The organism is Candidatus Scalindua japonica (assembly GCF_002443295.1).
Classification (GTDB): Bacteria; Planctomycetota; Brocadiia; order Brocadiales; family Scalinduaceae; genus Scalindua; species Scalindua japonica.
Genome location: NZ_BAOS01000027.1, coordinates 92,938 through 105,960 on the forward strand (window position 1 = coordinate 92,938; position 13,023 = coordinate 105,960).

At 38.7% G+C, this 13,023-nt stretch carries 11 protein-coding genes; 5 read left to right on the forward strand and 6 right to left on the reverse strand.

Features of this window, described 5'->3' with window-relative positions; all coding sequences use genetic code 11:
- Window positions 1-22 precede the first annotated feature (22 nt).
- Genes rpe through gap form a run of 3 tightly spaced genes read right to left on the reverse strand, consistent with a single transcriptional unit; the run spans window position 23 to window position 2,960 of the window.
- Window positions 23-715, reverse strand: coding sequence for a ribulose-phosphate 3-epimerase (gene rpe / locus SCALIN_RS13885; RefSeq protein ID WP_096895064.1), 693 nt, complete (start codon window positions 713-715; stop codon window positions 23-25).
- Between the two features lie 31 nt (window positions 716-746).
- A complete protein-coding gene (locus SCALIN_RS13890; RefSeq protein ID WP_096895065.1) occupies window positions 747-1,943 on the reverse strand; it encodes a phosphoglycerate kinase in 1,197 nt (398 codons plus the stop codon).
- 15 nt (window positions 1,944-1,958) lie between these two features.
- The gene (gene gap, locus SCALIN_RS13895; protein ID WP_096895066.1) at window positions 1,959-2,960 is read right to left on the reverse strand and encodes a type I glyceraldehyde-3-phosphate dehydrogenase; all 1,002 of its coding nucleotides are present in this window, start codon (window positions 2,958-2,960) and stop codon (window positions 1,959-1,961) included.
- 419 nt (window positions 2,961-3,379) lie between these two features.
- Here gap and SCALIN_RS13900 point away from each other — a divergent pair, with 419 nt between their 5' ends.
- The 4 genes from SCALIN_RS13900 (at window position 3,380) to SCALIN_RS13915 (ending at window position 7,871) form a co-directional block, all read left to right on the forward strand.
- Window positions 3,380-4,012 carry a CsgG/HfaB family protein gene (locus tag SCALIN_RS13900; protein ID WP_096895067.1) on the forward strand — a complete coding sequence of 211 codons (633 nt, stop codon included), beginning with the start codon at window positions 3,380-3,382 and terminating at the stop codon, window positions 4,010-4,012.
- Between the two features lie 290 nt (window positions 4,013-4,302).
- Window positions 4,303-4,521, forward strand: a complete 219-nt coding sequence (locus SCALIN_RS13905) for a hypothetical protein (RefSeq protein ID WP_096895068.1) — start codon at window positions 4,303-4,305, stop codon at window positions 4,519-4,521.
- Window positions 4,522-5,067: 546 nt separating this feature from the next.
- Window positions 5,068-6,114: an NAD-dependent epimerase/dehydratase family protein gene (locus SCALIN_RS13910; protein WP_096895069.1), complete on the forward strand. Its 1,047-nt coding sequence runs from the start codon at window positions 5,068-5,070 to the stop codon at window positions 6,112-6,114.
- Window positions 6,115-6,248: 134 nt separating this feature from the next.
- On the forward strand, window positions 6,249-7,871 hold the full coding sequence (locus SCALIN_RS13915) for a hypothetical protein (protein ID WP_096895070.1): 1,623 nt from the start codon (window positions 6,249-6,251) through the stop codon (window positions 7,869-7,871).
- Here the strand turns inward: SCALIN_RS13915 and SCALIN_RS13920 are convergent.
- The 3 genes from SCALIN_RS13920 to SCALIN_RS13930 form a co-directional block, all read right to left on the reverse strand.
- Entirely contained in the window at window positions 7,865-9,289 is a 1,425-nt protein-coding gene (locus tag SCALIN_RS13920) for an SPFH domain-containing protein (protein ID WP_096895071.1), read from the reverse strand. The genes SCALIN_RS13915 and SCALIN_RS13920 overlap by 7 nt on opposite strands.
- Before the next feature lie 94 nt (window positions 9,290-9,383).
- A complete protein-coding gene (locus tag SCALIN_RS13925) occupies window positions 9,384-10,640 on the reverse strand; it encodes an SPFH domain-containing protein (protein WP_096895072.1) in 1,257 nt (418 codons plus the stop codon).
- A gap of 64 nt (window positions 10,641-10,704) precedes the next feature.
- Window positions 10,705-11,340, reverse strand: coding sequence for a hypothetical protein (locus SCALIN_RS13930; RefSeq protein ID WP_096895073.1), 636 nt, complete (start codon window positions 11,338-11,340; stop codon window positions 10,705-10,707).
- A 117-nt stretch (window positions 11,341-11,457) separates the two neighbouring features.
- Here SCALIN_RS13930 and trpE point away from each other — a divergent pair, with 117 nt between their 5' ends.
- Window positions 11,458-12,984, forward strand: coding sequence for an anthranilate synthase component I (trpE, locus tag SCALIN_RS13935; protein WP_230406627.1), 1,527 nt, complete (start codon window positions 11,458-11,460; stop codon window positions 12,982-12,984).
- The last annotated feature ends 39 nt before the right edge of the window (window positions 12,985-13,023 follow it).

Below are 13,023 nucleotides of genomic sequence, written 5' to 3' on the forward strand. Positions count from 1 at the left end.
ATTAAAACGTTTGTATTTCCGGCTAAAGAGAGCCTCCGCTTTTCATAAACTGATAAGAGTTCTCATTTGCTTCTTTACGGAGGGCTTCTATTGCGTCTTTATAGTCATCCTTACCAAATATAGAGGTTGCAGCGGCGAAAACATTTGCACCGGCAGATGCCGCATCAGCAATAGTTTCCGGTTTTATACCGCCATCCACCTCAATATCAAGATTTTCAGGAGCAATTTCCCTCAATTTTTTAATTTTTTCACATACATATTTCTTGAATGCCTGACCTGAAAACCCCGGATATACTGTCATTACAAGAAGCATGTCTATCGCTCCAAGTAGTTTTTCAACAACCTGTCCCTGGGTATCAGGGTTAATGGCAATTCCTGCTTTTAGTCCCCTGTTTTTAATTAAATTGATAACACTCAAAGGATCATCTGTTGCCTCGATATGAAAAGTCAAGATATCATCCTTGTCTGTCTTCTGTGTAAACGACTCCACATATTTATCCGGATTCTCAATCATGAGATGGATGTCCAGGGGAACGTTGGTAATTTTTTTTATTCCTTCAACGATAAATGGCCCCATTGTAATATTTGGTACAAAATGACCATCCATAACATCTATATGAATTAAGTCAACACCAGCCTGTTCTACCCTCTTAATTTCATTACCCAGCTGAGTTGAATCGGCAGAAAGTATTGACGCAGATATTTTTATTTGCATATTAAAACATTAGTTCCTTTCGCTCGCTAATTCATGACTCTTTCTTATCTGTCAGCGCCGCTATTCCAGGCAACTCTTTGCCTTCTAATAGCTCCAGGAAGGCGCCGCCACCGGTGGATATAAATGATACTTTGTATGATTCTCCCATTCTGTGAAACGCAAGGTCCGTATCTCCTCCCCCTACAATGGTCAACGCATAAGCAGTTACAACTGCCTCCACCATTGCATACGTGCCCCTACTGAATGCGTCAATTTCAAATGCCCCCATGGGGCCATTCCATAGTATAGTCTTTGCATTTTGCATGGCTTCAGAAAAAAGCTTTGTGCTTGCAGGCCCGATATCGAGAGCAAACCAGTCATCCGGAACTTCCTGGAAAGTAACCAGCTTAGTCTCCGCATTACCGTCAAATTTTTCTGCAGCCACAAAGTCCACCGGCAAATATATTTTGACACCTCTCTCCTTGGCAAGTTGATTTATCATGAGGACCTTCACTGCGACATTTTCATCTATCGTTGCCTTGCCAACACCATATCCATGAACCGCAAGGAAAGGAAATGCCATTGCACCACCGATAATTATTTTATCAACCTTTTTTACCAGATTTTCTATTATTTTTATCTTGTCCGTAACCTTTGCTCCTCCAACTATAGCAACTACCGGCCTCGACGGAGCATTGACTGCCTTCTCAAAATAATCTATCTCTCTTTTCACAAGAAAACCTGCCGCCGACTGTGGCACTTCCTTATTCATACCAACCATTGAGGCATGCGATCTGTGACAATTTCCAAATGCATCCTGTACCATCACATCACATAAACTTGCCAATTCTTTGGCAAACTCAGGATCATTTTCCCGTTCTCCTTTATGAAAACGGAGGTTTTCAAGCAGCAAGATGTCTTCAGGCTGCATCGCATCTGCCAGCTTTCTAACATCAGGACCAATGCAATCTTTTGCCAGGGTCACTTCCTTATTGAGAAGCCTGGTAAGCCTTTTAGCGACCGGCTTTAAACTGTATTCCAGTGAGACCTTTCCTCCTGGTCTGCCAAGATGAGAAGCGAGAATTATTTTTGCTCCTTCATCAAGTAAATAATTAATGGTTGGCAAAGTGGCCCTTATCCTGGCATCATCGCTAATATTCCCCTGCTCGTCAAAGGGAACATTATAATCCACTCGTACAAATACCTTCTTGCCTTTCAGGTCAAGTTCGTTAATAAAAAGTTTGTTCATTTGACAGGATCCCCTTTAAGCCTTTGTGATAAGTTTCACAAGATCAACCATACGGTTTGAATAACCCCATTCGTTATCGTACCAGCCTATTACTTTTATCAAATTACCACCAATTACACATGTAGACATGGCATCCAGGATACATGAATGTTCATTGCCTATTATGTCAGAAGAGACAATGGGGTCTTCGCAGTATTCCAATATACCATTCAATTTGCTGTCTGCCGCTGCTTTTAAAGCGCTGTTAACCTCTTCTATACTTACATTCCTTTTCACGATTGCCACTAAATCAGTTACTGAACCATTAGCAACAGGCACCCGCATTGCCATACCGTCAAGCTTTCCCTTAAGTGTCGGAATGACCTCGCCAATGGCTTTGGCAGCGCCGGTGGTCGTTGGAATAATGTTAATGGCCGCGGCCCTCGCCCTTCTCAAATCCTTGTGCATCATATCTGCAACATTCTGGTCATTCGTATAAGCGTGGATGGTCGTCACAAGGCCTTTTTCTAATTGAAAGTTGTCATTAATTACTTTTACGAGGGGAGCAAGACAATTTGTAGTGCAAGAGGCATTGGAAACAATTTTATGTTCTGTACGAAGGTCATTTTCATTTATCCCCATAACTATCGTAGCGTCAAGCTGGTCTTTTGAGGGTGCGGATAAGATTACTTTTTTTGCTCCAGCCTCAAGATGTTTTACACAATCTGCCCTCTTTGTAAATATTCCCGTAGATTCTATCGCTATATCAACTTCTAAGCGTTTCCATGGAAGGTTGGCAGGGTCTTTCTCCTTTGTCAGTGTTACCTCTTTTCCCTTTACAACTATCGTATCTTCTTTTGCCTCAATATCACCGTTAAATTTTCCATGGACTGAATCATATTTCAAAAGCAGAGATAACGTCCTGGCGTCAGCTAAATCATTTATGGCAACCACATCAATATCTTCCCTCTCTGCAATTACTCTAAATACATTACGACCTATTCTACCAAAACCATTTATTCCTACTTTTATTGCCATTATTTAAATTCCTTTCAATCCAATATAATAGATAGTTTTACTTCATAATTCAAAGCCAATTTATTCTCTAGATTAGAAAATTCATAAAATTCCAGCAGGTTGTGGCTTTATTGAGATGCCTTATTTGAAAAGCAGTTTTACCCTGCTTTCAGAAGGGATTTTCCAATTAATGTAAAATGCTTCGACTGCTTTTTCAAAATAATAAGTATTCTATAAATTGAGGAAATACTTATGGATATGAGTACAACAAAGAGGTAAAATTCTAACACACTGCTATAATTTGTCAAGAGTTTTTACCCTATGACAAAGGCAGGAAAAACAATGGTTTATAACCAAGAACACCTATTGACTATGAGGAGTTTATAAACAACAACCTTATTGAATTGAATGCGAAATGCTTTTATAATTGGACCTTTATTATGGAAAAACTTTCAAATCTGCAAATTATTATGAAGCAATATGCGGTAGTAGTCTTCTTTCTTGTTTCAAGCTGTGCCGCAATAGAGAAGGTTTCAGAGGTTGATATTAACGAAAATTTTCCTCATGATGAGATTCAAAAAATAGCGGTAATTATGTTCCAAACAAACGTAGATCATGAAGAAAAATCCTTGTTTTTTTCAAACACCTCCATATCTCCAAATGCAGGGACGGTTCTTGCAAGCATGATTGCAAGAGAACTGGTAAAATTGGATAGATATGTTGTTGTTAATAGAAAGGCTGTGGAGGAAGACCTGGAATCAAAAAATCTTAAAATAGAAGATTTTTTACTCACGCAAAGCTATTTGGACCTGGGAAAACAATTGGGTGTTGATGCCATTGTCATTGGCAGAGTTGAGGGTTTTGGTGTTTCCTACAAGACAAAAACTTCCGGGATATTCTTATCGCCATTAGTGACAAAAGTCTCATTTACGGTAAAATGTGTGGATGTAACTACAAATGAAACAATTTGGGCTGTTAAGATTAAGGGAAGCTCTATAGACGACAATGAAAGGGTTTTGTCGTCTAGGCTTATATCAGAAACTTTTGAAACGCTTAAGATAAAATTAAACTAATAAATCCGCCAGGCTATTCTATCCGTCGAGGCCAATGTAAATTACCATTGAATTCTCTCAATAAAAAACCATACCTTCTTGTACAAAAAACTATAAACGGTTTGTCTACAACAAACTGACATTTTTCCGGCAATTTGTTTACTATATATTGTAAATATAATTAATAAACATACAAAATATTGTATTTTTTTTCTTGACAACCGACGCCACGTCTGTTAGACAATGCGAATAGATTTAAAGTAATTTGATGTAACTTGAATAGATTTAATCGATTTTACGAAAGGCAAGACATGAGTAACTGTTTACAGATATATTATAACGAAAAAAGGGACGAAAACATCAAAGAGATGATTCAGGAGTTAAGAAAAGCAGAAGACTCTCCGTATTATAGGAGAAGATCGGATAGCGAAGTCGCACTGATGGTATTGAGCAGGGCACTCAAAAGTGAAGTTAAAAAATTCAAACTATACAATAAGATGATATTGGGAGGAAAAGATAATAAAAAATAAAAAATTAGTAATTTTCCAGTACGGTATTTTTTACAGAAAAGAAACTAGATGAGTACGGGGGTAAATGTGGCCGGAGCCTTCATCTCCGTTACTTCAAGCCTCACCCTCCCGTGTGCTGTCACAGCGTAATCGGGCTTTGCCGTACTCACCTGACGGGGGTCTTACTCCTTTCCCCCTCGTCGCCCGACGGCAGAAGGGCTTTCTCGTCACAGAGATCGCCCTTTTTGCCGTCTTAAAAGTGTTGTATTTGGTGGCTTTTTCTCTTCTGATATAGGCAAAAGTTAGATACGGAATAATCAATAACAAGGGAAATTTATCTAAAACTCAAATCAGGAGGCAAAAGAAATTGGCAAAAAAACGATCAGTACACCAAAGGTAAAGCTACCTGCTAAAAAAGCCGCGGAACCAAATCTCTTCTTTTTTATTTATCCGAAAACTCTTCTCATCAGGAAGAACATTCCCCCCTTTTTCTTGTTATTGATCTTCTATTTCTGAATAAATCAGATAATATATCATGTTTTATAATATGTCAATCCTATTATCAAAATGACCAGACAAACGGTATTAATCACAGGTGCCAGTGGTTTTATTGGAACAGCATTGATTGCTCGACTGCGTAATAAATATTACATTGTTGGCCTTGACAAAAAACTATATAACAATCGAGATAGCAATGTGTTATGGTATAAAGTTGATATTTCAGACAAGAGATGTCTTGGTGAATTTTTCAATGAAATAAAAGCAAAGATTTCAGGAAAAATCGATTATGTGTTTCATCTGGCAGCATATTATGACATGTCAAACAAAGAAAACAGGCGGTATCATGAAACTAATGAAAACGGGACCAGGTACTTACTGGACAATTTAATACATTTCAATGTGAAAAACTTTATTTTTACGAGTAGCACGGTCGTGTTTAAACCTGTTATAGGTAATGAGAAACTAAATGAAGGTTCAAATTTAAGTACATTCATGCATTATGGAAATTCAAAAATTTCAGGAGAAAAAATAGTTTCTGAATACAGGGAAAAGATACAATCGACAATCTTCAGACTTTCGGGAGTATATTCTCAGGATTGCAGATCTATACCGCTTGCCAACCAAATTGTTTTTATCTGGAATAGAAGTTTTGGTTATAGAATTCTGCCGGGAAGGGGAGATGGCGGTATATCTTACGTGCATATTGAAGATGTACTCGACGCCTTTGAGAAATCGATGTTAATGGCCCAAGAAATACCTTCCGGTTCGATAATGATTTTGTCTGAAGAATACCTTCTCTCAAATAATGAGCTTTGCGACCTTATATCCCGTGAGATTTATGGAAAACATTTAAATTTAATACATCTCCCAATATGGATTGTGTGGTTTTGTATAATTATTGTTAGTAATTTTTATTTATTAACAGGAAAAAGATATTTTTTTAAACCGTGGATGTTAAAATTGACAGACAAAAAATATCAATTTAATATTGAAAAAGCCAAACAAACATTAAATTGGCAACCCAGATTTCAGATGAAGACTTATATGGCAAAAATAATTAATAATCTCAAGGGTAACCCAGACAGGTGGAACACAATTAACAAGATAAAATAAAGACCTTCTGCTGATACGTTCAACACGCCCATTTTTGTTTGCGCCATAAAATACATTGGTGTATATTTAATTTAATAGTAATTTTATCATCCTTACAAATTAAAAAGGATGCTTTCCTGATTGGAGAAATGTATATGAAGAAACTGCTTATTATAATATCTATTTTTACATTAACATTCTTTTGTTCTGTTACTGTTGGCTTTGCAGATATCTTAAAGGATATGGCAAAATTTCAACAATCTTTAGGTGACTGGGTTGGACAAATTGACGAATTGAATAACAGAATCTCTAGTCTGGAAAGTGATAAAGCTGCCAGCGAAAAACAAACAGCAGAACTTAACCAGGGTTTGGCTAATATAGAAAATCTATTAAGCGACATGGATAAGAAAGTTGACAGAGTTGCGAATATGAGTTCGCTGGAGGGGGTAAAAGAGATCGTAAAATCATTTGAAGGGACATTGAATGTTTTTAAAAAAAGGTTTTCCAACTTGGCGAAAAGATTAGAGGACCAGGAAGTTAAAACTGCTGTACTTGAAAGGATGTATAAGACGGCAAATAAACCATTAGACATGCTGGTGCAGGCTCTAGATGAACAGAAAAGAATTATTGACAACCTGGGTGAAAAGCTGAAAGATCAGGAAAATATAATCATCTCTATGAAAGAAACACTACAGAAACAAACATCACCCGATGAAACCTATTTAAAGAGTATTGAAGAGATGAATACCAGATTAAATAAACTCGAAACCGGGTATGTAGTTGTTCAAAAGAAAGAGTTAAAAACTGAAACGGGGAAACATTCTTCAGAGCCAGACACTCACCATGGAAGCACTAAGGGCGAACCCCTTGCTGACTCAAGCGACCATCATGTGGAATCAGGGGCTGATACTCATGCTGCTCCAGATACTCACCAAAAGAAACCCGGAGATGCGCATGCAGTCGCTTCAGAACCACACCATGAAATACCTAAAACGCAGAAGCATGTTTCTGCCCCAGCCGCGCATCACGAAGAACCGAAAGCACATGCAAAAAAAACAGACCTTATAGACATAGGAGAAGGACTATTTGTAAAAAATATAAAATTTGAACCATTTGGTTCCTCGTCTCAGATAAAAGGGAAAATTGTGAATAAGTCTGACAGGGACTATGGGATGATGGATGTTAAAATTCAAACTTTTGATAAAGAAAGTCTCCCTTTGGGGGAGCATCGATTTTCCGTCTATGGTTTTAATAAGGGTATAACCAAGTCTTTTGAAGAAATAATCGTTGGTGTCAACTCCGGAGCAATAAGCAAGTACTCTGTTTTTTCTGCCCGGATGCCACTCGTTTCCGAGACAGGAGAGAGTACAATTAAAATTATTAATTTAGAAACTGCAGTTGCCCGTGTTGAACCAACAGAGAGAATGCCAGATAATCTGGAAGACTTGATTTTTGATAAAAAGGCCAAACAGGCTCCTGAGAAATTGGAAGGCTTTGAAGGCACAGGCAATGGGTTTTATGTTGGCAATGTTTCATTTGAAGGCTTTGGGTCTTCAACAACAGTGAAAGGAAATATAAAGAACAATTCGGAGAACGACTTTTACAACGCTTCTTTCGTTTTGAAAGTATTTAGTAAATCTTACGGAATGCTTACCAGTCTGGATTTCTCAGTAAGAAATATTAATAAAGGAGATTCAAAAGCCTTTGAAGAGATCATTACCGGCATCCAGCCCGTTGACATAGACAGGTATGAAGTAACGTTTAAAAGTTCTTATTGAGAAACAGGAAACGACTGAGTCATAGATGAAGGTTCCAAGTCTTCATGAGTAGTATCATGACGTGTCTCGCCAGATGCTTCGTGACTGTGATGAGTATCTGATTCATGTCCATGTTCTTCTAATAAAGAAGCTCCGTGGTCCTGTTCTTTGTCTGTTTGATGATAAGGAGCGGAATCACGGTGTTTCAAAGGCTTTTCGTGTTCTTCTTTTCCATGTCCACCGTCATGGCCTCCTCCGTGTCCCCCCCGGTCTCTCAATACCTCAGGCAAGTCATCCGACAGTTTGAGTGACCCCGGTGAATCTTCAAGTTCCAATATGATCGGCAAGTCTCTCTCTACACCTGCCCCTAATTTAATAATCATTTCGTCTACATTAAGAAGATCCATGTCCTGAGTCGACACTACTACATTGTCCAGATTTATATTCCTGGCCGCCTCGAGCGCAACGATTAAATCTCCGCCCAGGCCCGTCATCGCCACCCTCCTTAGCCTTTCACCCTCAGCCTTTGCCCTGTCAACCAGCAGTTCTCCTGCCGCATGTCTCACATGCATGTAATGGTCTCCCTCCGCCTTCTGTTCTATCATGAACTTGTTCGCGCTGGAAACGATCTCGGTAACCTTTACATCCATTTGCGCTTTCAGGGTTACTATTTGACCATCCTTATCTGATTGAATTTTCTGTGCGAGCGCTTCGGTAGTTGCATCGATTGATTGAGTAATACCTCTCTTTTCAACAGCCCTTTCTTTCGCTATATTCAACAACTCATCTAACTCAGCAAGCTTAACATTTTTAATCTTTCTCTCTAGTTGTGCATCAAATCTCATGTCGAGTATAAGCCAATCAATAACCTTGACGTGACGTGATTCAAGCTGGCTTGAAAGTAGGATCTTCGCTTCTTCAGCCCTTCTACGCTTCTCATCGGGGTTATAGAGGTTCTTTTCCGTCATCTTTCCTAAAACACTTCTGGCAACATCTTTTGCTTCATTTTCTACAAATATTTTGTATCTGTCACCCGGGCCTATTTCCTGACGAATCTTGTTTGCCCTACCTTTCATTATTTGATATTTCACTATTATATCAACAGTAACGTCATAGTCATCTGCAGTTCGTATACGTATTTCCCTCGATTCCATCTGGCCTTTCGCATTACGTGCTTCCCGTGTCAGATTAAGTGTCTGTACAGTACCATCATATAGATCCCATGATTCAATCTGCCGGATAAACTTATGCCAACCCGGCTTGAAGTCCTTCTGTACAACACCCCTCCTGATACCCCATATTGTTGTTTTTACCCCTATCTGATCAATCTGTACTCTGATTATCATAAACCTTACACCAACAACAATGATTATGATAGCCATGATGATTACTATGGGTACGAAAAATTTTGCAAAAAATTTGGCCAGAAACTTTATCATTAATTCATTCTCCTGATACTATTATATTCTATCTATTACAAAAAACCCCGATAAACACAAAATATAATTACTCAAAACTGGATATATTATATTGTTAGTGCCCGTGTCCTGAAGGCTTGCCTTGTCCACCATGACCACCTGAAGAGGCTTCGTGTTCTGATGGCTTACCATGTGGCGCCGTATTTTTTTTATTGCCAGAAGGCGTACTTTCTTTCTTTACCTCAGGATTCCGCACGTCGCCAGATTGCCATAGTTGTTTTTCCCTTATAAGTTGAGGTATTTCTTCAGACGCCTTTAAAACCGGTGTTCCTATTATCGTCGCCTTGCGCAATCTTCTGGCATACTCCATTTTAACGAGATTGCGGCCGCCAGCACCCTCGAGTGCCTTTTTAAGGGCGTAAATACCCTCAGCTTCTGCCTTCTTCACCGCAAGTATTGATGCCGCTTCTTTTTCCAGTCTATCATAATCCGCATCCGCATCAAGAAACGCCTTGATAAGGTATGCTCTGCCGGCATCCTTTATTTTGTCCGCCTCAGCTCTCGCGTCTATTTCCATCTGATGCAGTGTACCCCTGAACCTTGATATTGCCACATCGAGTTTCTTGGTTTCTTCAGTAACGACCCTGTCCTGGTTCTTTTCGGCAGCAGATGCTCTCTGTACCTGCTCTTCTACTTCTTTGTCTGCAAGCCTTCTTTCGTGGATCTTCTCCGCGTATTCCCTGTAATATCGATAATCGATAAAAGTCAAAGAAGTTACAAATATTCCATGCGGATTCAATAATTTGTTAAGTTCTTTTTCAGATGTCTTTATCTTTTCCATTCTCTTTACTGAATCGGGAAATTCACTTATAGACAGTTCTCCAAATTCATACCTACAAATAGTTCTTGCATAATCCCATATCCACTTCTCTTTAAATTCCTCACCAATACCGGTATCTTGAACAATCTTATTTGCCAGATTCGAAAGTAATTTATACTGTATAATCAAGTCAATACTTACGTCACCACCATCACGTGTCTTAAGTATAATAGGGTTACCCTGAGGGAAATCTTCAGATATATTCGATGAAGTCATAGGCTCTTTCTGCTCTTGTTTATCAAGAATATAGAGATCCTGAATAAATGGATAGTAGATTACAGCGCCGGCGCGATCTATAGCTTTAATATGGCCGGTAATGTTATTGATAATCACTGCAACTTCGTCAGCCTGTATCTCCTTCCATGTCAACTTTCTGCCACCTACAACCAGTAAAACGACCAATGCAATAGGCACAATAACGAAAAATATCATTTTCTTAGAAACAATCGGCGTCTTTTTTTTAACTCCTTTTGGGTTAAAGCTTTTTTCCATTTCGAATCTCTATGATTATAAAATTTTATACTTAATATAATTATAAGTTGTTTTTATACATACGCTAACGACCCATATAGGGAGGTATGGTTATGCCAAGCACCTTAATCGCAAATTTTTTATTCTTCAAGCCAAATTGTACTTTTCCTTTTCCTGTAATAAGGGAGACAACGGTAATGAAAGGTAGCACAACGGGAAGTAATATGAAGAGTATACATAAAGATAGCAACGTTATCGGTAAAACAATTGAAATCAAAGGAAAGGCAATCAGCACAACTACTGTTACTATTAAAAGCCCGAATACTATGGCAGGGGGCAAAAGAAAAATGGAAAAGATAGCTGTTAAAAACTTCTTAAACTTGCTTTCGATCTTTTGCCCAAAAATGAAAACTCCGGAAGATATAACTTCTCCTTTCTCAAGAGTTTCCCCTGTTCCAACACTAACTTCTTCTTCCTTTTCTGCAGGCGGAACCTCTTCCGCTGCTTTTTCTTCTGGAGGTGTAGTTTTTTCAGCTACCGCATCATCCTTATTTTCTTCTATCACAGGCGAAGCATCTTCTGTCGCTACGCTAACCGCCAGTTCTCCTTCTGAAGAGGATGGTTCTTCGGTTGTGGCTTCAACTATCTCTTCCTCTTTTAAAGCGGGGGTTTCTTCCGCCGTTTCAACTACCTGTTGTTTTTTCTTTTTCCTCTTCCACATTCTTAAGATAATCTAATATATATATTTAAGCAAGTATCTTACCTTGACATTGGGATTATTAACCGATATTATTTACTTGTCCGACTAAAAGATAGGCGGAGTCAAGCAGTTAATTTTATGTTAAAAAAACTTAAAGTCAAGCGAAATTTACAAGTTATGAAAACACAATATTACCCGATATTCAGTGAATTCAAGGATCTGTCTAAGAAAGGGAATGTAATACCTGTATACCGCCAACTGTTTGCGGATACCCTGACTCCTGTGTCCGCATTTCAGAAGGTTTCAGATGCAGATTACGCATTTCTTCTGGAAAGTGCGGATGGTGGAGAAAAAATAGCAAGATATTCACTAATAGGCAGTAATCCATTTTCAGGGTTCAAATGTAAAGGCGTTAACGTAGAAATATTTAACAATAAAGAGATTACGCGTATAGAAACCAAAGATCCATTTAAGGTGCTGGAACAACAGATTAGTAAGTTCTTTCCTGTACACATAAACGGATTACCGGACTTTTTTGGTGGCGCAGTAGGATACGCTTCCTATGACTCTGTACGCTATATTGAAAATCTGCCTGATACAACAACCGACGACTTAGATCTGCCGGATATGTACTTTATGTTCTATGATGTAATTATTGTATTTGACCACTTAAATAAAACGATAAAAGTAGTTTGTGCGGCTTATCTCGACGAAAGAGACCTTAAAGATGTTTATCAAGAGGCAGTTGACAAAATAGATAGTGTTATTGATAAACTCCGTACTCCTGTAATGACTTTGAGCGATGATATTAGAGAAAAAGGTGATCTTAACTTAAAATTTTCATCGAATATTACGAAACCTGATTTTCTCCAGGCCGTTGAAACCTGTAAAGAGTATATTTGTGCGGGAGATATAATACAGGCGGTCCTTTCTCAACGCCTTCAAACGCAGATTAGTGCTAATCCTGTTAATATTTATCGCACATTAAGGGTAATCAATCCCTCTCCATATATGTTTTATGTAAAGATGAAAGATTTAGAGTTAATTGGTTCCTCTCCAGAAGTCATGGTAAAAGTGGAAGACGGAAGTATTAATGTAAGGCCAATAGCGGGGACTAGAAGACGCGGGCGTACAGAAGAAGAAGATGGGCTGTTAGCCAGGGAATTATTATCAGACCCTAAAGAGCTTGCCGAACACATCATGCTTCTTGATTTAGGGAGGAATGATGTTGGAAGCGTTTCAAAATACGATAGCGTTTCTATTGACGAAAAAATGGTAATAGAGAAATACTCGCACGTAATGCATATCACATCTAGTGTCAGAGGTAAATTAAGGAATGATAAAAACGCCTTTGACGGTTTAAGGGCCTGTCTGCCAGCAGGTACCTTATCAGGAGCCCCGAAAGTGAGGGCGATGGAGATAATAGATGAATTAGAACAAACTCGACGTGGCCCATACGGCGGCGCTGTAGGCTATATAACCTTTTCCGGAGATATAAACACATGTATTACCATAAGGACCATTGTCTTGAAAAACAGTAAAGATGCGTATATACAAGCCGGTGCGGGTATCGTCGCGGACTCGGTCCCTGAGATGGAATATCAGGAAACTCTTAATAAGGCAAGGGGATTACTAAGGGCAATAGAAGTCGCTGAGAGTATTTGAGAACATTCACAATAATTAACTAAATATCTGTAAAGAATC

Coding starts and splice junctions, on each gene's coding strand:
- rpe (WP_096895064.1), bottom strand. CDS start 715: ATGCAAATAAAAATATCTGCGTCAATACTTTCTGCCGATTCAACTCAG.
- SCALIN_RS13890 (WP_096895065.1), bottom strand. CDS start 1,943: ATGAACAAACTTTTTATTAACGAACTTGACCTGAAAGGCAAGAAGGTA.
- gap (WP_096895066.1), bottom strand. CDS start 2,960: ATGGCAATAAAAGTAGGAATAAATGGTTTTGGTAGAATAGGTCGTAAT.
- SCALIN_RS13900 (WP_096895067.1), top strand. CDS start 3,380: ATGGAAAAACTTTCAAATCTGCAAATTATTATGAAGCAATATGCGGTA.
- SCALIN_RS13905 (WP_096895068.1), top strand. CDS start 4,303: ATGAGTAACTGTTTACAGATATATTATAACGAAAAAAGGGACGAAAAC.
- SCALIN_RS13910 (WP_096895069.1), top strand. CDS start 5,068: ATGACCAGACAAACGGTATTAATCACAGGTGCCAGTGGTTTTATTGGA.
- SCALIN_RS13915 (WP_096895070.1), top strand. CDS start 6,249: ATGAAGAAACTGCTTATTATAATATCTATTTTTACATTAACATTCTTT.
- SCALIN_RS13920 (WP_096895071.1), bottom strand. CDS start 9,289: ATGATAAAGTTTCTGGCCAAATTTTTTGCAAAATTTTTCGTACCCATA.
- SCALIN_RS13925 (WP_096895072.1), bottom strand. CDS start 10,640: ATGGAAAAAAGCTTTAACCCAAAAGGAGTTAAAAAAAAGACGCCGATT.
- SCALIN_RS13930 (WP_096895073.1), bottom strand. CDS start 11,340: ATGTGGAAGAGGAAAAAGAAAAAACAACAGGTAGTTGAAACGGCGGAA.
- trpE (WP_230406627.1), top strand. CDS start 11,458: ATGTTAAAAAAACTTAAAGTCAAGCGAAATTTACAAGTTATGAAAACA.